We start from the raw sequence: 20,783 nt of genomic DNA, 5'->3' as shown, positions 1-20,783 counted from the left end.
TTGATACATGTCAGCGCCAGTCCGATCTGTAGCGACCTAGACTTCCTGCATAGCCAAGGGAGAGCCGTCATGTCACAGATCCTGCCAAGCCCCGAGGAGCTTGCCGCCCATGCGGCAGCCGAGCCGGAATATGCCCGCTGGCTGCAAGGCCGTGGTCCGCTTCAGCATAGCGTGCAGACCCAGGCGGCGGTCTTTCGTGTCGCTCATCAATTGGTCCAGTCGGGTCTGCAACCTGACCTGGCTGCCGTCTACAGGCTGTTCGGCGCGCTGGATCGCCTGACCTGCGCCGGCCTCTGGCTGGTGGCGCACATGACCTATGCCAAGCGTGTACGCCTGGATGGCGCACCCTTGCAGGCCGAGGACTTCAAGGCTCAGCCCGAGGGCCATACCGGCGGCGCGTTGAACATGGTGCCGGCCTACGCCGGCTACCTTGCCCTCAATGCGTTGAGTGGCAAGACCCGCGGTTGGCTGATGGGGCAGGGACACTGCGTGGCGGCCATCGATGCGCTCAACGTGCTGACCGGCAACCTGCACCCGGAGCAGGCAGCCGCCTACGGCGACGGCGCGGCCGGGCTGGACCGGCTGGTGCAGGACTTCTACAGCTACGCGCAGACACCGGAGGGCAAGGTCGCCGCGCCGCTGGGCAGCCACGTCAACCCGCACACCGCCGGTGGGATCGCCGAGGGCGGCTACCTCGGGTTCGCCGAGCTGATGTACGCGCACATGCCGCTGCCGGGCGAGACCCTGGTGGCGTTTCTTTCCGACGGCGCCGCCGAGGAGCAGCGCGGCAGCGACTGGATTCCCCGCTGGTGGCGCGCCGAGGACTGCGGCACGGCCCTGCCGGTGATGATCGCCAATGGCCGGCGCATCGAGCAGCGTACCGACCTGGGCACACACGAAGGGCTGGAAGGCTTCAAGCTGCACCTGCGGCGCTGCGGCTTCGACCCGATCAGCTTCGACGGCCGCGACCCGGCGGCCTTCGTCTGCGCCCTGTGGGAAATGGAGCAACGCCTGCAACACCGCGTCGATGAGAAGGAACGCGGCATCCTGCGCTATCCGCTGCCGATTCCCTATGGCATTGCCGAAACGACCAAGGGCTATGGCTTCTATGGCGCCGGCAGCAACGCCGCGCACAACCTGCCGCTGCCCGGCAACCCCAGCGAGGACGCCGCGGCGCGGGAGCTGTTCAACCAGCACGCGGCGCCCCTCTGGGTCGAACCCGACGAGTTGGCCGCGGCCTGCCGGCTGTTCAGCGACTCCCACGGCGGGCGGGTGCTGGAGCGTGACAACCCGCTGGCGGTGCGCCGGCCCATCGAGCCGTCAATCCCGCCGCTGCAGTACCGCAACGATCAGTGCTCGCCCATGGCGGCGCTGGACCGCTTCTTCGTCGACCTGTGCGCTGCCAACCCTGACCTGCGCGCCCGCGTGGGCAACCCGGACGAGTTGGCCAGCAACCGCCTGGGTGGCGTACTCAAGGCGCTGCGGCACCGGGTGAGCGAACCGGAAAGCGAGTTGGAGGCGGTGGACGGCCGGATCATTACGGCGCTCAACGAAGAGGCCGTGGTTTCCGCCTGCCTGGCCAACCAGGGCGGGCTGAACCTGGTGGCCAGCTATGAAGCCTTCTGCGTGAAGATGCTCGGCGCGGTACGCCAGACGCTGATCTTCGCCCGCCAGCAGAAGGAGGCCGGGCGACCGGCGGGCTGGCTCGGCTGGTCGCTGGTGGCGACCTCGCACACCTGGGAGAACGGCAAGAACCAGCAATCCCACCAGGACACGACCTTCTGCGAAGCGCTGCTGGGCGAGATGAGCGACATGGTGCGGGTGGTCTTCCCGGCCGACCACAACAGCCTGCTGGCGCTGCTGCCGGACATCTACCGCAGCCGCGGGCAACTGGCGTGCATCGTGGCGCCCAAGCGCGAGCGGCCATCGGTGTTCACCCAGGCCCAGGCCGAGCAACTGGCGCGCGACGGCGCGATCCTGATGGACGAGCACCCGGGCGCCGAGCCGCTGCTGCTGATCGCCAATGGCAGTTACCAGCTGGCGGAGATGCGCCGCGCCGCCCTGCGGCTGGAAGAGGCCGGCTATCCCTACCGGCTGGTGTATCTGCAGGAGCCGGGGCGCTTCCGTGCCCCGCGCGACAGCTGGGAACTGCAGTCGCTGGCCGACGAGTCCGTGGCCATGCGCCTGTTCCCCGACCATTACCAGCGCCGCGTGCTGCTCACCCACATGCGCCCGGAAGTCGCCCGCGGGCACCTCTGGCCGATCCTGCCGGATGCGCTGAAGACGGCGGTGCTGGGGTATCGCAACCAGGGTGGCACGCTGGACGAGGCGGGCATGCTGTTCGCCAACCGTTGCAGCTGGGGGCATGTGCTGGCGGCGTGCGCACGCTTGCTGGACGTGCCGCGCAGTGCCCTGCTCGCGCCGGACGAGGCGGCCGCGGTGGCCGGCAAGGACAGCCCGGCCGTGCTGCGTTGACCGGCCCTGGCGCCATCACCGCAAGGTGCTGGCGCCGGCGTCAGCGCTTGAGCGGTTTGATCAGGCCGTCGAGGCCGTCGATCTTCAGTTCCAGGGTCAGTTGCATCAGCCGGCCCAGTTCACCGGGCGGGAACTGCCCCTTCTTGTAGAACCACAGCAGATACTCGTCCGGCAGGTCCACCAGCATGCGGCCCTGGTACTTGCCGAAGGGCATCGGCGTGCGCGCGATCTTCAGCAACTGTTCCTTGTCGAGCATCGCGGCGGCTTACTTCTGCAGCTTGATCTTGCAGCTGCCGGCGTCGAAGCGCTCGGTGGCGACCGGTGCGTTGGTCTTGTACTCCGTGAAGCTGTACGTGAGGATCGCACCCTTTGCCAGCAGCTGGCGGTAGGCCGTGTTGCCGCAGACGCTGTCGCCCAGCTGGCTGCGCACGCTGTCGGGGTTTTCGCGCATGCGCTGGGCATGGCTGGCGCGCACGCTCAGGTGGTTGATCAGTTGCGGACCTTCGACCGTGTAGCCCTGGTCGAGGATGTCCTCGTTGATGGCGCGCGGGGTGCCTTCGCTGCTTTCCTTGGCGACCTTTTCCAGGGTCTGGGTCAGTTCGAAGTCCTTCTTCGACGCGGCGTGCGCGACGGGAATGACGAGGCAGAGGGCGAGGGCGGTGAGGCGCAGCATGGGCATCTCCTGACAATGGTGCCGATTCGACCATGGCAAACCTTCCGGGTTCGCCGGTCACAAGCCGCCTATTGTCCCTTAAAACGGCCCGCCTGCCGAGAAACTGTTACCTCAGGCCGCCGCTCCCGTCGCCGGGCGGCCAACCGCGTCAAAGGATAGGGAGACAGTCGCGGCCGGTGAGCCCGCCGCCCACGCCAACGGTGCAACTACCAGGGAGCGTACCGACAGGAGATCCCCGTCCGGCCCTGAACCACAGCCCGAAGGCCCTGGGCGCAAGAAACCGCCGGGCCGCCCGCAGGGAGGCGGGCGGCGGCTCTGGTACAATCGCGGTCCGTAACCGTCGTCCCGTTCGAGCCTTCGATGTATCGTCCGATCCTCCGCACCCTGGTGGCCACCCCATGAGCCACGCCGTCGCCCGCCTGCGCGATGAGCGCCTGGCCCGCTGCCTGAAGCCGTTCCTCGCCCGTGGGTCGCGCTCGCCGCGCTGCCCTGGCTGCCGCCTGCGGCCGAACTACTGCATGTGCAGCCTGCGCCCGCAGGTGGAGTGCCATTCGGCGATGTGCCTGGTGATGTTCGATACCGAGCCGCTCAAGCCGAGCAACACCGGCTGGCTGATCGCCGAGACGGTGCCCGAGACCTGGGCGTTCGGCTGGTCGCGCATCGAGGTGGACCCGGCGCTGCTGGCGCTGCTCGATGATCCGCAGTGGCAGCCGTACGTGGTGTTCCCCGGCGAGTTCGTCCCGCCCGAGCGCGTGGTCACCACGGTGGAGCCGCAGGACGGCAAGCGCCCGCTGTTCATCCTGCTCGACGCCACCTGGAACGAAGCGCGCAAGATGTTCCGCAAGAGCCCGTACCTCGACCGCTTCCCGGTGCTGAGCATCACCCCCGACGCGCTGTCGCGCTACCGCCTGCGCCGCTCCAAATTCGACGAGCACCTGTGCACCGCCGAGGTGGCCGCGTTGTGCCTGGGCCTGGCCGGCGACCGCCGCGCCGGCGATGCACTGGACGCCTACCTGGACGTGTTCAGCGAGCGCTACCTGGGCTCCAAGCGCCAGCAGCCGCTGGATGAGCAGAGCCCGGCGCATCTGGCGTTGAGGCCGTTTACCCAGCGTTGATCGGATTGTTCCTGCGCCTAGTGCAGGAGCGGGCCATGCCCGCGATCGCGCGCATGGCGCGCTCCTACAGTTGGGCGCTGAGCTGAACCGCAGGGTGGGGAGCCCAGGGGATACTCCCGCTGCTATGGGGCGATGGGTATCGCTGCGCTCAACGCCATCCTACCCGGGTGGCCACGGCAGCCGCGAACCGCATCGCTACGGACCCGAAGGCGGTCAGGCCGCTTCAGCCCGCTTCGGCCACAGCTGCGCCACCAGCATGCCGGCGAGCATCAGTGCGCAGCCGGCGTAGCCACGCAGGTGCAGGGTTTCGTCGAGGAACAGCGCGCCCGCGATGGCGGCGAACACGGCCTCCAGCGAGAGGATGATCGCCGCGTGGGAAGCGATGGCGTGCTTCTGCGCGATGACCTGCAGGGTGAAACCGGTGGCGACGCCGAACAGGCCGCCGTAGATCAGGGCTGGGCCGGCCTGGATGATGGCGTCCAGGTGGATTTCCTCGAACACCAGCGCCAGGATCATGCTCACCACCGCGCAGGTGGCGAACTGCAGGAAGGCCAGGCGGATCGGGTCGTAGCGGCTGGCGAACAGGCCCACCAGCAGCACGTGGCCGCCCCAGACGAAGGCGCCAGTCAGTTGCAGCCAGTCGCCGGAGGCGACGTGGAAGTCCGGGCCGATGCTCAGCATCGCCATGCCGATGACGGCCAGCGCGGCGCCCAGCCAGGTGCCCATGCCGGCGCGATGGCCGATCAGCAGGCCGAGCAGCGGCACGATGATCACGTACAGGCCGGTGATGAAGCCGGAGTTGGTCACGCTGGTGAACATCAGGCCGACCTGCTGCAGGTTGATCCCCACGGTCAGCGCGGTACCGATGGCCAGGCCGGCGAACAGCAGGCCGCGGTTGAACGGCTGGGCGCCACGCTTGCTCGACCAGGCCAGCAGTGGCAGCAGCGCCACGGCGCCGAGGGTGAAGCGCAGGCCGGTATAGAGGAAGGGACCGATGGCATCCATCCCGAGGCGCTGCGCGACGAAGGACACCCCCCAGATCATGGCGGTGAACAACATCAGGATATCGGCGCGCAGCGCTTGGCTTTTCATCGTGTTCTCGTAACAGGCAGGAAAAAAAGCGGAACTCTGCCGTAACGCCCGGCCTTTGGAAAGGGGCGCGGGTTCCTGGCGGGCACAGTGGCAGGGGCTTCCAGGCCATACTGCGAGTACTGTGGAGGACGCATTCGCGGCGGACACCGGCGCTGGTCTTTGCGTACAATGCGGCAAGCAGTGCTCTATCCGTGCTCCGACCTTTCCTGCGCAAGCCCGGCTGTTATCCACGGCGGGACATTGGCGCGGCCTTCAAGGAAAATTCATGGCTTCCTACGAGATCCTGATCGCTGACGATCACCCGCTGTTCCGCAGTGCTCTGCACCAGGCCCTGAGCATCGGCCTGGGCCCCGAGGCGCGACTGTCCGAGGCGGCGAGTATCGCGGAGCTGGAGGTGCGGCTGAACGAGAAGGCCGACTGGGACCTGGTGCTGCTGGACCTGAACATGCCCGGCGCCTACGGCTTCTCCGGCCTGGTGCTGCTGCGCGGGCAGTACCCGCAGATTCCGGTGGTGATGGTCTCGGCCCAGGAAGAGGCCGCGGTGGTACAGCGCTCCCGCGAGTTCGGCGCCAGCGGTTTCATTCCCAAGTCCAGCGACCTGGGCACCCTGCAGCAGGCCGTGCGCGCGGTGCTCGACGGGGATGTGTGGTGGCCGCCGCAGGTGGATGCCGTGACCGAGATGAGCGAGGAAGTCCGCGCGGCCAGCGCCGGCCTGGCCAGCCTGACGCCGCAGCAGTTCCGCGTGCTGACCATGGTCTGCGAGGGCCTGTTGAACAAGCAGATCGCCTTCGAGCTGAGCGTCTCCGAAGCCACGGTGAAGGCGCATGTCACGGCGATCTTCCGCAAGCTGAACGTGCGCACCCGCACCCAGGCGGCGCTGTTGCTGGCGCAGATGGAGTCGGTGCCGGGGGCCTGAGGCTTTCACGCTTCGGCGCTGGGGCCGTCACATTCTGTAATGGCCTTGACCCCTTTTTGACGATCGCTGGTATAGAGTGCCGCGACCTTTGCCTGTGAGAACCGCACGTGTCCGCTTCCCCCTTCAAGGGCCAGACCGGCCTGAAACGCATCTTCAATGCCGCCGGCTACTCCCTGGCCGGTTTCGCCGCCGCCTTCAAGGGTGAGGCCGCCTTCCGCCAGCTGGTGCTGATCAACGTCATCCTCATCCCGCTGTCGTTCTTCTGCGACGTGACCCGTGGCGAGCGCGCGCTGATGATCGCCGTGTGCCTGCTGGCGCTGATCGTCGAGCTGCTCAACTCCGCCATCGAGGCGGTGGTGGACCGGGTCTCCCTGGAGCGCCACCCGCTGTCGAAGAACGCCAAGGACATGGGCAGTGCCGCCCAGTTCGTGGCGCTGACCATCATCACCGTGACCTGGGCAGGCATTCTGCTGGGTTAGTCCTCGTAGGAGCGAGCTTGCTCGCGAACCTGCAAGGCTCGGTGCTTTTTTTTCCGTTCGCGAGCAAGCTCGCTCCTACAGGTGGCATGAAACTCCTGTAGAAGCGGACTTCGTCCGCAATGATCCTCGTCGCGGGGCGGATCGCGGACGAAGTCCGCTCCTCCGAAAAGCGCAGAGCGCAGGGCGAGCGCCCATCAGGGAATCATCGGCAGGACGATATCGTCACTGCGCGTCACCCCGGCGGTTTCGCTGCGGCACAGTTCGAGGAACTCGCGCATGGTCGCGGTCTGGTACTTCTGCCGGTGCCAGATGAAATAGAACTGCCGGCGCAGGTCCAGCTCCGGGGTCTCCACCGGCACCAGGCTGCCGCGGCGGAATGCATCGCGTAGCGCCAGGCGCGAGATGCAGCCGATCCCCAGCCCCGACTCCACGGCGCGCTTGATCGCCTCGGTGTGCTCAAGCTCCAGCCGCACATTCAGCGGCTCCACGTGGTGGCGCATGGCCTGGTCGAAGGTCAGCCGCGTGCCCGAGCCCTGTTCCCGCAGGATCCACGCTTCTTCCGTCAGCTGTTCCAGGCTCGCGCGCCCCTCGCTGGCCAGTGGGTGCTGCGGAGCGCAGAACACCACCAGCTCGTCCTCCATCCACGGCTGCACCTCGATGTCCGGGTGCTGGCAATCGCCTTCGATCAGGCCCAGGTCCAGTTCGTAATGCGCCACGCGTTGCACCACATGGGCGGTGTTGTGCACGTGCAGGCGCACCCGGCAGTCGGGCTGGCGCTGCATGAAGGTGCCGATCAGCAGCGTGGCCAGGTAGTTGCCGATGGTCAGGGTGGCGCCCAGGTCCAGCGAGCCGAAGGCGCTCTTGCCGTTGAGCATGTTCTCGATTTCGCTGCCACGGTCGAGCAGGGCCACCGCCTGGGGCAGCAGCTGGCGACCGAGGGCGTTGAGGGTCAGGCGCTTGCCGGAGCGGTCGAACAGTTTGCAATCGAACTGCCGCTCCAGCTCGCCCAGCGCGGTGCTGGTGGCCGACTGCGACATGGACAGCGCCTCGGCGGCACGGGAGACGCTTTCCTGCTGGGCGACGGCAACGAAGACTTCGAGCTGGCGCAGAGTGAACTTCATCGGGGGCTCCGGCAGACGCTGCGCGACATTTCGTCACCCCGATGTAGGAAGCCCCTGACGGTATCCTTTGGCGGCGACGTGACGGCCTTATCTGCGTTTTGGATTAGCAATATCCAGATAATTTATTTTGCGGATATTGTCGCCGCCTATAAAATGTCGCGCAATTGCGCTACGTCCGGGATCTGCTGGGGTGCGCCACGTTTCTCCTAGGAGTCCTTGATGAGCAACCTGTACACCGAGCGCGTTCTCAGCGTGCACCACTGGAACGACACCCTGTTCAGCTTCAAGACCACCCGCAACCCGGGTCTGCGCTTCAAGACCGGTCAGTTCGTGATGATCGGCCTGGAAGTCAACGGTCGTCCGCTGATGCGCGCGTACAGCATCGCCAGCCCGAACTACGAAGAGCACCTGGAGTTCTTCAGCATCAAGGTCCCGGATGGTCCGCTGACCTCGCGTCTGCAGCACCTGAAGGAAGGCGACGAGCTGATGGTCAGCCGCAAGCCCACCGGCACCCTGGTGCTGGATGACCTCAAGCCCGGCAAGCACCTGTACCTGCTGAGCACCGGCACCGGCATGGCGCCGTTCCTGTCGGTCATCCAGGATCCGGAAGTCTACGAGAAGTTCGACAAGGTCATCCTGGTCCACGGCGTGCGCTGGGTCAGCGAGCTGGCCTACGCGGACTTCATCACCAAGGTTCTGCCGGAGCATGAGTACTTCGGTGACATGGTGAAAGAGAAGCTGATCTACTACCCGCTGGTCACCCGTGAAGAGTTCCGCAACATGGGCCGCCAGACCGACCTGATGCGCAGCGGCAAGCTGTTCGCCGACATCGGCCTGCCACCGATGAATCCGCAGGACGACCGCGCGATGATCTGCGGCAGCCCGAGCATGCTCGACGAGACCAGCGAAGTGCTTAACGGCTTCGGCCTGACCATCTCGCCGCGCATGGGCGAGCCGGGCGATTACCTGATCGAGCGCGCCTTCGTAGAAAAGTAAGCCGAGAAGTAAGAAGCGCACGACGCTTCGGTCGAAAGAACGCCGCGGCTCCCTTGGGAGCGCGGCGTTTTTTTATGCGCGGATTTTATGAAGCAAGAGCCCCAAACCCTAACCCTGGCTGCGAGCCCCGCTGCTGAGGGATAGGGGACCGTTCGGTGCGGGTTGAACCCATGAGCGCCAACCGATACGACCTGCTTTTCGTAGGAGCGAGCTTGCTCGCGAACCTGCAAGGCACGGTGCCTTACCGTTCGCGAGCAAGCTCGCTCCTACAAGGGCGTCAAGCAAGGCGCATTATTCCGTGGGGTAGGCCACGGCGTGTTGCCGTTCGCGAGCAAGCTCGCTCCTACAGGGGCGTCAGGCCAGGCGCTGCCCGGAAACCGCCGGGTGATACAGCGGCTGCACCTTGTTCCCCGCCGGGTCGAGCAGGTGGAAGCTGCGCGCGCCGTCGCCATGGTCGAAGGGGCGATCCAGCAGGGTCACGCCGCGCGCCTTGAAGTACTGATACCAGGCTTCCAGTTCCTCCACGCTGTCGACGATGAAGCCGTAGTGGTCCATGGTCTGCAGGCCGTTGGCCGCACCGGCGCCGCGGCCCAGGGAGAGGTTGTCGTTGCCGCAGGTGAGGTAGACCAGGTCCTCGTTGGCGCGGTTGAGCACCTGCATGCCGAGCACGTCGACGTAGAAGCGCTCGCATTCCTCGAGGTTCGGCACCAGCAGGGCGAGGTGGCGCAAGCCGTTGAGGCGGCCGGGGCGGGCAGGGAGATCGGACATGGACGCGGTTCCTTTTTTGTATACAATTTGTTTTCAAATTTAAAACAAAAGGAACGCCCTGTGTACAGTCTGTTCATCAGGACCCGCGTAAAGCCCGGCAGCGCCGACGACTTTCTCCACGCCATCAAGGCCAACGCCGCCGCTTCGGTCTCCAGCGAGCCCGGCTGCCTGGTCTTCGATGTATCCCAGGATCGCCTCGATCCGGACGTGATCTACCTCTACGAGATCTATCGCGATGACGCGGCCTACGAGGCGCATACGCAAACCGCGCATTTCCGCGACAGCCGGCCGCTGGTGGAGCCGCTGATCGTCGAGCAGACGTGCTTCGAGAGCGATGTGGTCGCCCTCAATCCGGTAGATTGACGCGGTGTTCAGTCGGCGGCGCGTTGCAGGTCCAGGACGCGGATCTCGCCGTCGGCGGGGTAGTGCCAGTGCACGTCCAGGTCCCACAGGCGCACGCCGTAGCGGCGTTCGGGCGGCGGCTTCTGGTAGGCCGGGCGCGGGTCCTGGGCGAGGCATTGCTCGATCAGCTCGCGCACCGGCTGGCCGAGGCGCAGGCCATGCTCATGGGCCTGGCGCAGGGCCTCGTCGCTCCAGTGCACGGCGATGGGCGCGGGGGGCGTGTCGGCGATGGCGTTGCGGGCGTCGGCAACGATGTCGGCGTAGGGCACGTAGGGTTTGATGTCGATCACCGGCGTGCCGTCCAGCAGGTCGATGCCGGACAGCCACAGGCGACCGGGCTCGACCTTCTCCAGCTTCACCACTGATTGGCCAAGGCCGTTGGGCCGGTGGGTGGCGCGGGTGGCGAACACGCCCATGGACTGGTTCCCGCCCAGGCGCGGCGGGCGAACCTTCAGCCTCGGCTTGTCTTCCAGCGCCTGGTGGAAGAGGAAGATCAGCCAGACATGGCTGACCTGCTCCAGGCCCGCCACCGCATCGCCGCTGTCGAACGGCGGCAGCAATTCCAGCACGCCGGTCGCGGCCGGGGCCAGTTGCGGCTGGCGCGGGATGGCGAACTTCTCCTTGAAGCAGGAGCGGACGTGGCCGATCGGCGAGATGCTGTAGGACATGGCGGCGGGTGCGGTTGCAGGGGCCGCCATGGTACCCGATTCGAAGCTTTTCAGAAGTTGCTCAAAACCTTGCGAGCTAGAGCAGAGCAAGGCGAAAGCAGGCGATGAAGCGCAGTTTACATGTCGTAAATGAGCATTCAGCGCCTGCTTTCAACGCCGCTATGCCGACGCGCAGCAGGTTTTGCCAAGGTCAGCCGAGGTGGAAGCCGCCGTCGATGGGGATGATATTGCCGGTCATGTAGGCGCCGGCGGCGCTCGCCAGGCTGATCGCCAGGGCGGACATCTCTTCCTCGCGCCCCCAGCGGCGCATGGGGATCACGGCGGTGTCCTCGGCCATGGCCTGCTCGTCGTTGGCGATGTGGCGGGTCATCTTGCTGGGGAAGCGGCCGGGGGCGATGACGTTGACGTTGATATGGTCGCTCACCAGTTCACGGGCGAGCATGCGCGACAGCTGGTGCAGTGCGGCCTTGCTCGGGCCGTAGGCGTAGGCGTTCTCGCCGTGGGAAGTGACGCCGGCCACCGAGCCGATGTTGATCACCCGCGCCGGGTTCTGCGCGCTCCCGGCTTTCTTCAGCAGCGGCAGCAGTTGCTGGATGCAACTGAACACGGCGGTGACATTGAGCTGCATGACCTTCTCCCAGCCCGAGGCCGGATAGCTGTCCAGCGGCGCGCCCCAGGTGGTGCCGGCGTTGTTCACCAGGATGTCCAGATGGTCCAGGCGCTCGTTCAGCTCGTCGGCCAGGGCGCGGGCGCCTTCCTCGGTGGCGAGGTTCGCTGGCAGGCCGATGCAGTGGCCGTATTGCGACAGCTCGGCGGCGGTGTCGGCGCAGGCGGCGCCGTCACGGGCGCAGATGATCACGTCGGCGCCGGCTTCGAGCAGGCCCTGGGCGATCATCCGGCCGATGCCACGGGTGCCGCCGGTGACCAGCGCGGTGCGTCCGGCGAGGGAGAAGTACGGGTGCATGGGGCTCTCCTGAGTGGGGGGTGGCCTCACCCTAGCGGGATCGCCGGGGCGCTCCGAGCACTATCCAAACGGCAAATGCCGGCGCATTACGCCGTGGCTGCATTTTCTTAACCGGCGCATAACCTTCGCTGCCCTAGTGTCCCGCGCACGTTCGAGAGGCCGGGGGCCGGGTGATGCAAGGTTGGAGTAAGGAGCGCAAGTCGCTGGCGCTGTTGCTGGGCGCCACGCTGGTCATGCTGGTCGCCGGTTTGTGGGCGCGTGAGGTGTGGGGGCCGGAGGTGCGCTGGGCGGATATCGCCCTGCAGATGCTGCAGTCGGGCGATTACTTCGACCCGTACCTGCGCGGCGCGCCGTATTACGACAAGCCCTTGCTGTCCTATTGGCTGATCACCGCGCCGGCCAGCCTGTTCGGTCTCAATCACTGGACGCTGCGCGCCAGCAGTGTGCTGGCGGGGCTGGGCAGCGTCTGGCTGACCGGGTGGCTGGGCGAGCGCCTGCTGCGCAAGGGTACCGGGTTGCTGGCCGGCTGGCTGCTGGCGACCACCTTCTACTTCCTGTTCTGGGCGCGGGTGGCGACGGCGGACATGCTCACGGTGTTCGGCGTGCTGGCGGCACTGGCCTGGTACTGGCGTGACCCGGAAGACACGCGCTTCTCCGGCTACCTGGGCTTTTTCCTGATCCTCTCGCTGACCTCGCTGTGCAAGGGGCTGATCGGCTTCATCCTGCCCGGGCTGGTGTTGCTGCCACACCTGTTCAGCGAGGGGCGCTGGCGCCGGCACCTGAACCTGCGCCTGGTGGCAGGGCTTCTGGTGGCTGGCACCGTGTACGCGATTCCCTTCGTGTTGTCGCACCTGTATGGCCAGCCCAGCTATGGCGAGAGTGGGCTGGCGCTGGTGTTCCGCGAGAACGTGGTGCGCTTCTTCCAGCCCTTCGACCACGAGGGGCCGATCTACACCTACCTGCTGTACCTGCCCGCGTACACGCTGCCCTGGGCGCCGTTGTGGATGCTCGGTCTGTGGTTCGCCGCGCGCCGCTGGCAGCACCTGGCGCCCAACGCGCGCTGGCTGGTCTGGGCGCTGCTGTTGCTGTTCGTGTTCTTCACCGCCAGCGGCAGCCGGCGCAGCTACTACGTGTTGCCGCTGGTGCCCTTCGCCCAGTTGCTGGGGGCCTGGTGGGTGGTGGAGTCGCGGCAGGAGCGCGGGCTGGCGGGGTTGAGACGCGTCTGGCCGCGCCTGGTAGGAGCGGGTGCGGTGGCAATGCTGCTGGTGCTGGGCGTGGCGTACCCGTGGAGCAATGGCGGCGGCGGGATTCCAGTCTTTGCCAGGGACGTGCGCGCCGCGGCGGAACAGACCGCGCCCTGGTCGCAATGGCGAGTGCTGGTCCTCGGCGATGACGATGCGCGGTTGCCGATGTACCTGGAGCAGCGTGGCCAGCCCCAGGCGCACCCGTTCTTCTATGTCCACTCCGGTTACCCACAGGGCGACAGCGCCGCGTTGTTCGCCTGGCTACGTCAGCGCACTGGCGAGGAGTGGGACCCGGCGCGCACGCTGATCATTTCCCAGGTGACCCACGAAGGGACGAAGCCGCTGAACTGGCTGCTGGCCGATCACCGGCTGATCGAATCGACGCTCAACAATGGCCAGCGCCTGGGCCATGCGAAGAACAAGGAGGCCAGCCTGGCCTATCTGCCGCTGGCTGTCAGCGCGAGCGCAGCGCCCGGCGCAGCAGGAGCAGGTACGGCGGCACGGTGACTGCCACCACCACCGCGCCAAGGACGACCTGGGTCGCCTTGGTCAGGCCGGCGGGGTAGATTAGCGGGATCAGGTAATGCTCGATGAACCCGCCCGGATAACCCTGGCCGCCGGCCAGGGCGCGGAAGTGGTTTTCCAGTGGGGTGAGCGGGCAGTAGAGGTGGAGGAATTCCACCGCCATGCCCCAGGCCGCCGCTGGCACGTGCAGCCAGGCCAGGCGCGGCCAGCGCAGCGCCAGCAGGCCGCCGAGCAGCACGAAGAGGATGAACCCCAGGTGCAGCAGCACCACGGCGTCGGCGGCGAGGCGGTAGAGCACGGCAGCCTCAGCGCTGCTGGCGCTGGGTCAGGCCCTTGAGGAAATTGCGCAGCAACTGGTCGCCGCAGGGGCGGTAGTTGCTGTGACCGGGCTTGCGGAACAGCGCGCCCAGCTCGCCCTTGGTGACGATGAAGCCAACGCTGTCGAGGATCGCCAGGATGTCGTCGTCGCGCAGTTCGAAGGCCACGCGCAGCTTCTTCAGAGTGATGTTGTTGGTCAGCGGCAGCTCCACCGGCGGCAGCGGGCGCGATTCGTCGCGGCCGCGGCGATGCACGATCAGGCCGTCGAGGAAATGTGCCAGCACGCGGTCGCTGCATGGCTTGAAGTCCGGCTCGTCGTCGCGCGCGAGGAAGGCGCCGATGTCCTCGGTGCTGAGGTTGAAGCCGGCCAGCGCGGCGATCTCGGCCACCTGCGCATCGCGGATGTCCAGCAGGTAGCGCAGGCTGCGCAGTACGTCGTTGTTGGTCATGTGCATCCCGATAGCAGAAATGAAAAGCCCCGCATCGGCGGGGCTTTGCGGATCAGACCAGTTCGGCCCAGAGGTCGTACTCGTCGGCGTCGGTGATGCGCACGCGCACCTTGTCGCCCGGCTTCACATCGAAGGTGTCGATGTACACCGCGCCGTCGATTTCCGGGGCGTCGGCGAAGGAGCGGCCGACCGCGCCTTCATCGTCCACTTCGTCGATCAGCACGTCGATTTCCTTGCCGATCTTCAGTTGCAGGCGCGCGGCGGAGATTGCCTGCTGGTGCGCCATGAAGCGCTCCCAGCGGTCCTGCTTGACGTCGTCGGGTACCACGTCCAGGCCCAGGTCGTTGGCCGGCGCGCCTTCCACCGGGGAGTACTGGAAGCAGCCGACGCGGTCGAGCTGGGCTTCGGTCAGCCAGTCCAGCAGGTACTGGAAGTCTTCCTCGGTCTCGCCGGGGAAGCCGACGATGAAGGTGGAGCGGATGGTCAGCTCGGGGCAGATCTCGCGCCACTTCTTGATGCGCGCCAGGGTCTTGTCCTCGAACGCGGGGCGCTTCATGGACTTGAGCACTTTCGGGCTGGCGTGCTGGAAGGGGATGTCCAGGTAGGGCAGCAGCTTGCCCTCGGCCATCAGCGGGATCACGTCGTCGACGTTGGGGTACGGGTACACGTAGTGCAGGCGCACCCATACACCCATGGAGGAGAGCGCCTGGCACAGCTCCAGCATGCGGGTCTTCACCGGCTGGCCGTCCCAGAAGTCCATCTTGTACTTCAGGTCCACGCCGTAGGCGCTGGTGTCCTGGGAGATGACCAGCAGTTCCTTGACGCCGGCCTTGACCAGGCGCTGGGCTTCGCTGAGCACGTCGCCCACCGGGCGGCTGACCAGCTTGCCGCGCATGGACGGGATGATGCAGAAGCTGCAGCTGTGGTTGCAGCCTTCGGAAATCTTCAGGTAGGCGTAGTGGCGCGGGGTCAGCTTGATGCCCTGCGGCGGCACCAGGTCGATCAGCGGGTTGTGCTCGGCCTTGGGCGGGATCACCTCGTGGACGGCGTTGACCACCTGCTCGTACTGCTGCGGGCCGGTCACGGCCAGCACGCTGGGGTGCACGTCACGGATGCTGTCTTCGGCGACGCCCATGCAGCCGGTGACGATTACCTTGCCGTTCTCGGCGATGGCTTCGCCGATGGCGTCCAGGGACTCGGCCTTGGCGCTGTCGATGAAGCCGCAGGTGTTCACCACCACCACGTCTGCGTCCTGGTAGGTGGGGACGATTTCGTACCCTTCCATGCGCAGCTGGGTGAGGATTCGTTCGGAGTCGACAGTCGCTTTCGGACATCCGAGCGATACAAATCCTACTTTGGGTGTGGCGGTGGACATGTGCGGCTAACCTCGAAGGGCGCGCTGGCGGCGCCTCTGATCAAAAAGTGCGCAATTCTAGCGGCGTCCCGCGCACTTGACCAGCCTCTCTGGGACAAGCTGTCGCACGCCGCCTGACAGCCCGGTTTGCCCGGTAATTGTGGGCAACAGGCTCTATAGTCATTCAGAACCTTCGTACTCGGCTCTTGCATCGACGAAAGGGTCGGAGCAGGATGCGCCGAATTTTTTTGAGGAATCTTGTTACATGTCCGATGCAAGCGCCGGCACCGTTGAGCATGAGCAGCCCCATTCCAGCTCCGCGATCGGCCTGATGGTCGGCGCCGTGGGCGTCTGCTACGGCGATATCGGCACCAGCCCGCTGTATACCCTCAAGGAAGTCTTCATCGGTGGTTATGGCGTCCAGGCCAACCACGATGGCGTGCTGGGGGTGCTGTCGCTGATCTTCTGGTCGCTGATCTGGGTCGTGTCGATCAAGTACGTGATCTTCGTGCTGCGCGCCGACAACCAGGGCGAGGGCGGGGTGATGGCGCTGTCCGCGCTGGCCCGCCGCGCCGCCACCGGCAAGCACCGCTTGCAGGCGATGGTGGTGGTCGCCGGCCTGATCGGCGCGGCGCTGTTCTATGGCGACAGCATGATCACCCCGGCGATCTCGGTGCTCTCGGCCATCGAGGGCCTGGAGATCGCCTTCGACGGCCTGGAGCACTGGGTGGTGCCGCTTTCGCTGATCGTGCTGGTCGGCCTGTTCCTCATCCAGAAGCACGGCACGGCGCGCATCGGCATTCTCTTCGGGCCGGTGATGGTGGCGTGGTTCGTGGCGCTGGCGGCGCTCGGCGCCTACGGCGTGTCGCGCGAGCCGGAAGTGCTGAAGGCGATGAACCCGGCCTGGGCGGTGAATTTCTTCATTTCCCACCCGGGCATCGGCGTGGCCATCCTCGGCGCCACCGTGCTGGCGCTGACCGGCGCCGAAGCGCTGTACGCCGACATGGGCCACTTCGGCCGCAAGCCCATCGCCCGCGCCTGGTTCGCCCTCGTGCTGCCGGCGCTGGTGCTGAACTACTTCGGCCAGGGCGCGACCATCCTGGTCAACCCGGAGGCCGCGCGTAACCCGTTCTACCTGACCGCGCCGGGCTGGGCGCTGGTGCCGATGGTGGCGCTATCCACCGCGGCCACGGTGATCGCGTCCCAGGCGGTGATTTCCGGCGCGTTCTCGCTGACCCGCCAGGCCATCCAGCTCGGCTTCGTGCCGCGCATGGTGATCCAGCACACCTCCAGCCACGAGCAGGGGCAGATCTACATCGGCATGGTGAACTGGGCGCTGATGGTGGGCGTGGTGCTGCTGGTGCTGGGCTTCGAGTCTTCCGCTGCCCTGGCCTCGGCCTACGGCGTGGCGGTGACCGGCACGATGCTGATGACCACCCTGCTGATGGGCGTGGTGATCTGGCTGCTGTGGAAGTGGCCGCTGTGGCTGGCGATTCCGTTCTTCCTGATGATGCTGTTCGTCGACACGCTGTTCTTCGCCGCCAACCTGCCCAAGGTGGTCCAGGGCGGTGCCTTCCCGGTGGTCGCCGGTATCGGCCTGTTCATCCTGATGACGACCTGGAAGCGCGGCCGCCAGCTGCTGGTGGACCGCCTCGACGAGGGCTCGCTGCCGCTGCCGCTGTTCATCTCCAGCATCCGCTCGCAGCCGCCGCATCGCGTGCAGGGCACCGCCGTGTTCCTCACCGCGCGCACCGACGCCGTGCCCCATGCGCTGTTGCACAACCTGCTGCACAACCAGGTGCTGCATGAGCAGGTCGTGCTGCTCACCGTGGTCAACGAAGACAGCCCGCGCGTGCCGCCGGACCGCCGCTTCGAGGTGGATGCCTATGGCGAAGGCTTCTTCCGCGTGGTGCTGCACTTCGGCTTCATGGAGGACCCGGACATCCCGCAGGCGCTCAAGCTGTGCCACCTCAACGAGCTGGACTTCAGCCCGATGCGCACCACCTACTTCCTCAGCCGCGAGACGGTCATCCCGTCCAAGCTGATCGGCATGGCGCGCTGGCGCGAGGCGCTGTTCGCCTTCCTGCTGAAGAACGCCAACGGCAACCTGCGGTACTTCAATCTGCCGCTGAACCGGGTAATCGAGCTGGGGACGCAGGTGGAAATCTGAGTTTTCGCTGCATGAAAAAACGCGCCGATGGGCGCGTTTTTTATTGGGGCGGCTGTGGGCACGTTGTAGGAGCGAGCTTGCTCGCGAACGGATTTCCCGGCAGCAGCAGAGCCAGGCAGGTTCGCGAGCAAGCTCGCTCCTACAGGGGGGAAGATTTTTCAGACGGGGATGTCAGGATCGCCCTCCGACCGCCACCACAGGCTCGCGGGGTTTGGCCAAGACGGCCGGAGGACGATGCGCGGTGAGGCTCAGCCCTGGCTGGTGCTGCCGCCCCATTCGAGGAAGCGGACCTTGTGAGTCTCGCCCTGATGATCCTGGTAGACCATGTATGCCGGCACGATGCCGACCTTGCCGGAGTTGTCGGTGCGGTGCAGAACCTTGTCGACGTCCAGGGACATGCCGTAGTGGTATTCGGTGACCGGCAGATCGGCGCCGGGGTTCTTGATTGCGTCCTGGGCAAAAGCCATCGGGGCGAGGCTGGAGATGACAGCCGACACGACAGAGGCAAGCTTCATTCTGTATTTCCTCGGTGAAGGGCCTGTGGCCCTTGAATGGGTTTGAAAGCCCCACCGGGGAGCACTGGCATCGATGATGTCTGTCCTGGGGTCCAGACAGGACAGGGGACGATGCGTCAGGCGTCCATCAGGTGGCGGGGCACGGGAGTGATATTCCTCCTCGCGGCTCCCGCCGGGAAATTGATGTGCTTGCTAATGAAAATTGATGGAGGTGATGCGGCGCTCTGTCGCAGGTGTCTCCGTCAGGGGCCGCGCTAGGGCTGCCAGTCGCGCCAGTGCCGGCAGTCGCCCCGGCAGCGGCCGGGGCAGGCGCAGCCGGTGCGGCTGCGGCCCGTGGCCTTCTCCATGCGCCGGGCGACCTCCTCGTCGTCGGCGAAGGGCAGCATGCTGGCCTCCTCGATATCGCGCCCACGGTGCGCGCGCAGGCTCCAGCCGACGCCGAGGTACAGCGCCAGCAGGCCGCCCAATTCCAGCCAGGGCGTCATCTCAGGCCATCCGCTCGGCAACGCGCATGGCCTCCGGGCGCGCCTGTCGCACGGTCATCCAGGTGTTCCAGGCCATCAGCAGCATGCCGCCGAGGAACATCAGGCCGCCGCTCATGCGCACCACGAAGCCGGGGTGGCTGGCAGCCAGCGCTTCGACGAAGGAGTAGGTCAGCGTGCCGTCGGCATTGACCGCCCGCCACATCAGGCCCTGGGTGATGCCGTTGACCCACATCGAGGCGATGTACAGCACGGTGCCGATGGTGGCCAGCCAGAAGTGCGCGTTGATCAGCCCGATGCTGTGCATCTGCTCGCGACCGAAGACCTTGGGGATCAGGTGGTAGAGCGAGCCGATGGAGATCATCGCTACCCAGCCCAGGGCGCCGGCATGCACGTGGCCGATGGTCCAGTCGGTGTAGTGGGAGAGGGCGTTGACGGTCTTGATGGCCATCATCGGGCCTTCGAACGTGGACATGCCGTAGAACGCCAGGGACACCACCAGGAAGCGCAGGATCGGATCGGTGCGCAACTTATGCCAGGCGCCGGACAGCGTCATCATGCCGTTGATCATGCCGCCCCAACTCGGCGCCAGGAGGATCAGCGACATCACCATGCCCAGGCTCTGCGCCCAGTCCGGCAGCGCGGTGTAGTGCAGGTGGTGCGGGCCGGCCCAGATGTACAGGGTGATCAGCGCCCAGAAGTGCACGATGGACAGGCGGTAGGAGTACACCGGGCGCCCGGCCTGCTTGGGCACGAAGTAATACATCATCCCCAGGAAGCCGGTGGTCAGGAAGAAGCCCACCGCGTTATGGCCGTACCACCACTGCACCATGGCGTCGGTGGCGCCGGCGTACACCGGGTAGGACTTGAACCAGTCCACCGGAATCGCCAGGTGGTTGACGATGTGCAGCATCGCGGTGACCAGGATGAAGGCGGCGAAGAACCAGTTGCCCACATAGATGTGCGACGTCTTGCGCTTCATCAGCGTGCCGAAGAACACCACGGCGTAGGCGACCCAGACGATGGCCATCCACACCGCGCCGGTGAATTCGATCTCGGCGTATTCCTTGGTGGTGGTGTAGCCCAGCGGCAGGCTGATCAGCATCACCACGATCAGCGCCTGCCAGCCCCAGAAGGTGAAGGCCGCCAGGCTGTCGGAGAACAGCCGCGTCTGGCAGGTGCGCTGCACCGTGTAGTAGCTGGTGGCGAACAGTGCGCAGCCGCCGAAGGCGAAGATCACCAGGCTGGTGTGCAGCGGACGCAGGCGTCCGAAACTGGTCCATGGCAGGTCCAGGTTCAGTTGCGGCCAGACCAGCTGGGAGGCGATCAGCACCCCCATGGCCATGCCGACGACGCCCCAGACCACCGTCATGATGGCGAACTGGCGAACCACCTTGTAGTTGTACGCCTGCTCCGTGCTTTTCGTGTTCATGCTGGATTCCCGCTTGTGACAGAACGTCCGGGCGCGCCAGGGACTTCACGTCCGGCGCGCTCCGGTGAGCGGGCAATCTAGGAAAATGCGCGGGCAGGAAACAGATTCAGATAGGCCGCGCAAATACGGATCAGCGGCCGCTGGCGCGGTATCAGGCGATGTCCAGCCGCCCTGCGAGGAAATGCCGCAGGCGTTCCTGCAGGTAATCCACTGCCTGGTCGTGGGCGAGGTATTCGCTAACCCGCATCAGGCGCCAGTACTGGCCTTCGTCGCCGAAACGGATGGCCTCGAACTCGGCCTGCTCCAGCCGCGCCACCAGGAACCACGCCCAGGGCGCCGGGCCGTGGGTGGCGGGGTAGCGGCGCTGCCATTCGATGCGTGGCTCGTCCAGGCGCAGGGCGAACTCTTCCTCCAGCTCGCGCAGCGCGCATTGCGCCGGGGTTTCGCGGCCCTCGCGGCCGCCGCCGGGGAAATCCCAGCAGCCGGGGTAGGGGATGCCGGGCTTGTCGTCGCGCTTGTAGACCACCAGTTGGCCGGCGTGGAACAGCGCGAGCTTGGCGCCGGTGAAGTCGTCTTCGTGCTGCATGGCTTCATTCCCCGTTCAAGTCGGCTAGTCTTTCCCGAC

22 protein-coding genes are annotated in these 20,783 nt (G+C 66.3%); 8 read left to right on the top strand and 14 right to left on the bottom strand.

Translation table 11 applies throughout. The annotated features are described in order from the left end of the window. Positions 1-69: 69 nt before the first annotated feature. Positions 70-2,475, top strand: coding sequence for a xylulose 5-phosphate 3-epimerase (locus tag N0B71_RS00530; RefSeq protein WP_259756543.1), 2,406 nt, complete (start codon positions 70-72; stop codon positions 2,473-2,475). 40 nt (positions 2,476-2,515) lie between these two features. Here N0B71_RS00530 and N0B71_RS00525 read toward each other — a convergent pair whose 3' ends face one another. After that, the gene (locus N0B71_RS00525; RefSeq protein WP_017518005.1) at positions 2,516-2,731 is read right to left on the bottom strand and encodes a DUF3820 family protein; all 216 of its coding nucleotides are present in this window, start codon (positions 2,729-2,731) and stop codon (positions 2,516-2,518) included. Positions 2,732-2,740: 9 nt separating this feature from the next. Next, positions 2,741-3,148, bottom strand: coding sequence for a quorum-sensing-regulated virulence factor family protein (locus N0B71_RS00520; protein ID WP_259756538.1), 408 nt, complete (start codon positions 3,146-3,148; stop codon positions 2,741-2,743). 398 nt (positions 3,149-3,546) lie between these two features. On the opposite strand from N0B71_RS00520, the gene N0B71_RS00515 reads away from it, so the two are divergent. Beyond that, positions 3,547-4,263 carry a tRNA-uridine aminocarboxypropyltransferase gene (locus N0B71_RS00515; RefSeq protein WP_259756536.1) on the top strand — a complete coding sequence of 239 codons (717 nt, stop codon included), beginning with the start codon at positions 3,547-3,549 and terminating at the stop codon, positions 4,261-4,263. A gap of 213 nt (positions 4,264-4,476) precedes the next feature. Here the strand turns inward: N0B71_RS00515 and N0B71_RS00510 are convergent, their stop codons facing one another. After that, positions 4,477-5,355, bottom strand: coding sequence for a DMT family transporter (locus tag N0B71_RS00510; protein WP_259756535.1), 879 nt, complete (start codon positions 5,353-5,355; stop codon positions 4,477-4,479). A gap of 265 nt (positions 5,356-5,620) precedes the next feature. Here N0B71_RS00510 and erdR point away from each other — a divergent pair, with 265 nt between their 5' ends. Next, a complete protein-coding gene (gene erdR / locus N0B71_RS00505; RefSeq protein WP_259756534.1) occupies positions 5,621-6,271 on the top strand; it encodes a response regulator transcription factor ErdR in 651 nt (216 codons plus the stop codon). A gap of 107 nt (positions 6,272-6,378) precedes the next feature. Beyond that, positions 6,379-6,750, top strand: coding sequence for a diacylglycerol kinase (locus N0B71_RS00500; protein WP_024765290.1), 372 nt, complete (start codon positions 6,379-6,381; stop codon positions 6,748-6,750). A 194-nt stretch (positions 6,751-6,944) separates the two neighbouring features. Here N0B71_RS00500 and N0B71_RS00495 read toward each other — a convergent pair whose 3' ends face one another. Next, on the bottom strand, positions 6,945-7,871 hold the full coding sequence (locus N0B71_RS00495; RefSeq protein WP_259756533.1) for a LysR family transcriptional regulator: 927 nt from the start codon (positions 7,869-7,871) through the stop codon (positions 6,945-6,947). Between the two features lie 219 nt (positions 7,872-8,090). Between N0B71_RS00495 and fpr the strand changes: the two genes are divergently transcribed. Then, complete coding sequence (fpr, locus tag N0B71_RS00490; protein WP_259756532.1) at positions 8,091-8,867, top strand: ferredoxin-NADP reductase; 777 nt, start codon at positions 8,091-8,093, stop codon at positions 8,865-8,867. A 354-nt stretch (positions 8,868-9,221) separates the two neighbouring features. Here fpr and N0B71_RS00485 read toward each other — a convergent pair whose 3' ends face one another. Beyond that, positions 9,222-9,635: a VOC family protein gene (locus N0B71_RS00485; RefSeq protein WP_259756531.1), complete on the bottom strand. Its 414-nt coding sequence runs from the start codon at positions 9,633-9,635 to the stop codon at positions 9,222-9,224. A 60-nt stretch (positions 9,636-9,695) separates the two neighbouring features. On the opposite strand from N0B71_RS00485, the gene N0B71_RS00480 reads away from it, so the two are divergent. After that, positions 9,696-9,998: a putative quinol monooxygenase gene (locus tag N0B71_RS00480; RefSeq protein ID WP_259756530.1), complete on the top strand. Its 303-nt coding sequence runs from the start codon at positions 9,696-9,698 to the stop codon at positions 9,996-9,998. An 8-nt stretch (positions 9,999-10,006) separates the two neighbouring features. On the opposite strand, the gene tsaA is transcribed toward N0B71_RS00480, so the two are convergent. Continuing rightward, the gene (tsaA, locus tag N0B71_RS00475) at positions 10,007-10,705 is read right to left on the bottom strand and encodes a tRNA (N6-threonylcarbamoyladenosine(37)-N6)-methyltransferase TrmO (protein WP_259759702.1); all 699 of its coding nucleotides are present in this window, start codon (positions 10,703-10,705) and stop codon (positions 10,007-10,009) included. A gap of 190 nt (positions 10,706-10,895) precedes the next feature. Beyond that, positions 10,896-11,669, bottom strand: coding sequence for an SDR family oxidoreductase (locus N0B71_RS00470; protein ID WP_259756529.1), 774 nt, complete (start codon positions 11,667-11,669; stop codon positions 10,896-10,898). 173 nt (positions 11,670-11,842) lie between these two features. Between N0B71_RS00470 and N0B71_RS00465 the strand changes: the two genes are divergently transcribed. Beyond that, on the top strand, positions 11,843-13,420 hold the full coding sequence (locus N0B71_RS00465; RefSeq protein WP_259756528.1) for an ArnT family glycosyltransferase: 1,578 nt from the start codon (positions 11,843-11,845) through the stop codon (positions 13,418-13,420). Here the strand turns inward: N0B71_RS00465 and N0B71_RS00460 are convergent. The 3 genes from N0B71_RS00460 to rimO are packed head-to-tail and all read right to left on the bottom strand — an operon-like array spanning position 13,368 to position 15,580. Further along, complete coding sequence (locus N0B71_RS00460; RefSeq protein WP_259756527.1) at positions 13,368-13,736, bottom strand: DUF2784 domain-containing protein; 369 nt, start codon at positions 13,734-13,736, stop codon at positions 13,368-13,370. The two genes, N0B71_RS00465 and N0B71_RS00460, sit on opposite strands and share 53 nt — an antisense overlap. Before the next feature lie 7 nt (positions 13,737-13,743). After that, the gene (locus tag N0B71_RS00455; RefSeq protein WP_259756526.1) at positions 13,744-14,205 is read right to left on the bottom strand and encodes a DUF1456 family protein; all 462 of its coding nucleotides are present in this window, start codon (positions 14,203-14,205) and stop codon (positions 13,744-13,746) included. Between the two features lie 52 nt (positions 14,206-14,257). Beyond that, complete coding sequence (gene rimO, locus N0B71_RS00450; RefSeq protein WP_259756525.1) at positions 14,258-15,580, bottom strand: 30S ribosomal protein S12 methylthiotransferase RimO; 1,323 nt, start codon at positions 15,578-15,580, stop codon at positions 14,258-14,260. 244 nt (positions 15,581-15,824) lie between these two features. On the opposite strand from rimO, the gene N0B71_RS00445 reads away from it, so the two are divergent. Continuing rightward, positions 15,825-17,729, top strand: coding sequence for a potassium transporter Kup (locus tag N0B71_RS00445; protein WP_259756524.1), 1,905 nt, complete (start codon positions 15,825-15,827; stop codon positions 17,727-17,729). 248 nt (positions 17,730-17,977) lie between these two features. Here the strand turns inward: N0B71_RS00445 and N0B71_RS00440 are convergent, their stop codons facing one another. The 4 genes from N0B71_RS00440 to N0B71_RS00425 all read right to left on the bottom strand — a co-directional run bounded on the left by N0B71_RS00440 (position 17,978) and on the right by N0B71_RS00425 (position 20,744). After that, positions 17,978-18,244: a DUF2790 domain-containing protein gene (locus tag N0B71_RS00440; RefSeq protein WP_259756523.1), complete on the bottom strand. Its 267-nt coding sequence runs from the start codon at positions 18,242-18,244 to the stop codon at positions 17,978-17,980. Positions 18,245-18,498: 254 nt separating this feature from the next. Next, complete coding sequence (locus N0B71_RS00435) at positions 18,499-18,729, bottom strand: cbb3-type cytochrome c oxidase subunit 3 (protein ID WP_259756522.1); 231 nt, start codon at positions 18,727-18,729, stop codon at positions 18,499-18,501. Position 18,730: 1 nt separating this feature from the next. Continuing rightward, positions 18,731-20,158: a cytochrome-c oxidase, cbb3-type subunit I gene (gene ccoN / locus N0B71_RS00430; RefSeq protein ID WP_259756520.1), complete on the bottom strand. Its 1,428-nt coding sequence runs from the start codon at positions 20,156-20,158 to the stop codon at positions 18,731-18,733. Positions 20,159-20,309: 151 nt separating this feature from the next. Beyond that, a complete protein-coding gene (locus tag N0B71_RS00425) occupies positions 20,310-20,744 on the bottom strand; it encodes an NUDIX hydrolase (protein ID WP_259756519.1) in 435 nt (144 codons plus the stop codon). Positions 20,745-20,783: the final 39 nt, after the last annotated feature.

This window comes from Pseudomonas sp. GCEP-101, assembly GCF_025133575.1.
Taxonomy (GTDB): Bacteria; Pseudomonadota; Gammaproteobacteria; order Pseudomonadales; family Pseudomonadaceae; genus Pseudomonas; species Pseudomonas nitroreducens_B.
The sequence above is the reverse complement of the archived record's forward strand: the minus strand, read 5'-3'. Positions and strand labels throughout refer to the sequence as shown.

Excerpts from the sequence above, each read along its gene's own strand:
- rimO (WP_259756525.1), bottom strand. The coding sequence starts at position 15,580 with ATGTCCACCGCCACACCCAAAGTAGGATTTGTATCGCTCGGATGTCCG.
- N0B71_RS00470 (WP_259756529.1), bottom strand. The coding sequence starts at position 11,669 with ATGCACCCGTACTTCTCCCTCGCCGGACGCACCGCGCTGGTCACCGGC.
- N0B71_RS00525 (WP_017518005.1), bottom strand. The coding sequence starts at position 2,731 with ATGCTCGACAAGGAACAGTTGCTGAAGATCGCGCGCACGCCGATGCCC.
- tsaA (WP_259759702.1), bottom strand. The coding sequence starts at position 10,705 with ATGTCCTACAGCATCTCGCCGATCGGCCACGTCCGCTCCTGCTTCAAG.
- N0B71_RS00485 (WP_259756531.1), bottom strand. The coding sequence starts at position 9,635 with ATGTCCGATCTCCCTGCCCGCCCCGGCCGCCTCAACGGCTTGCGCCAC.
- erdR (WP_259756534.1), top strand. The coding sequence starts at position 5,621 with ATGGCTTCCTACGAGATCCTGATCGCTGACGATCACCCGCTGTTCCGC.
- N0B71_RS00425 (WP_259756519.1), bottom strand. The coding sequence starts at position 20,744 with ATGCAGCACGAAGACGACTTCACCGGCGCCAAGCTCGCGCTGTTCCAC.
- N0B71_RS00465 (WP_259756528.1), top strand. The coding sequence starts at position 11,843 with ATGCAAGGTTGGAGTAAGGAGCGCAAGTCGCTGGCGCTGTTGCTGGGC.
- N0B71_RS00530 (WP_259756543.1), top strand. The coding sequence starts at position 70 with ATGTCACAGATCCTGCCAAGCCCCGAGGAGCTTGCCGCCCATGCGGCA.
- N0B71_RS00520 (WP_259756538.1), bottom strand. The coding sequence starts at position 3,148 with ATGCTGCGCCTCACCGCCCTCGCCCTCTGCCTCGTCATTCCCGTCGCG.
- N0B71_RS00515 (WP_259756536.1), top strand. The coding sequence starts at position 3,547 with ATGAGCCACGCCGTCGCCCGCCTGCGCGATGAGCGCCTGGCCCGCTGC.
- N0B71_RS00435 (WP_259756522.1), bottom strand. The coding sequence starts at position 18,729 with ATGACGCCCTGGCTGGAATTGGGCGGCCTGCTGGCGCTGTACCTCGGC.
- ccoN (WP_259756520.1), bottom strand. The coding sequence starts at position 20,158 with ATGAACACGAAAAGCACGGAGCAGGCGTACAACTACAAGGTGGTTCGC.
- N0B71_RS00455 (WP_259756526.1), bottom strand. The coding sequence starts at position 14,205 with ATGACCAACAACGACGTACTGCGCAGCCTGCGCTACCTGCTGGACATC.
- N0B71_RS00495 (WP_259756533.1), bottom strand. The coding sequence starts at position 7,871 with ATGAAGTTCACTCTGCGCCAGCTCGAAGTCTTCGTTGCCGTCGCCCAG.
- N0B71_RS00510 (WP_259756535.1), bottom strand. The coding sequence starts at position 5,355 with ATGAAAAGCCAAGCGCTGCGCGCCGATATCCTGATGTTGTTCACCGCC.
- N0B71_RS00440 (WP_259756523.1), bottom strand. The coding sequence starts at position 18,244 with ATGAAGCTTGCCTCTGTCGTGTCGGCTGTCATCTCCAGCCTCGCCCCG.
- fpr (WP_259756532.1), top strand. The coding sequence starts at position 8,091 with ATGAGCAACCTGTACACCGAGCGCGTTCTCAGCGTGCACCACTGGAAC.
- N0B71_RS00445 (WP_259756524.1), top strand. The coding sequence starts at position 15,825 with ATGTCCGATGCAAGCGCCGGCACCGTTGAGCATGAGCAGCCCCATTCC.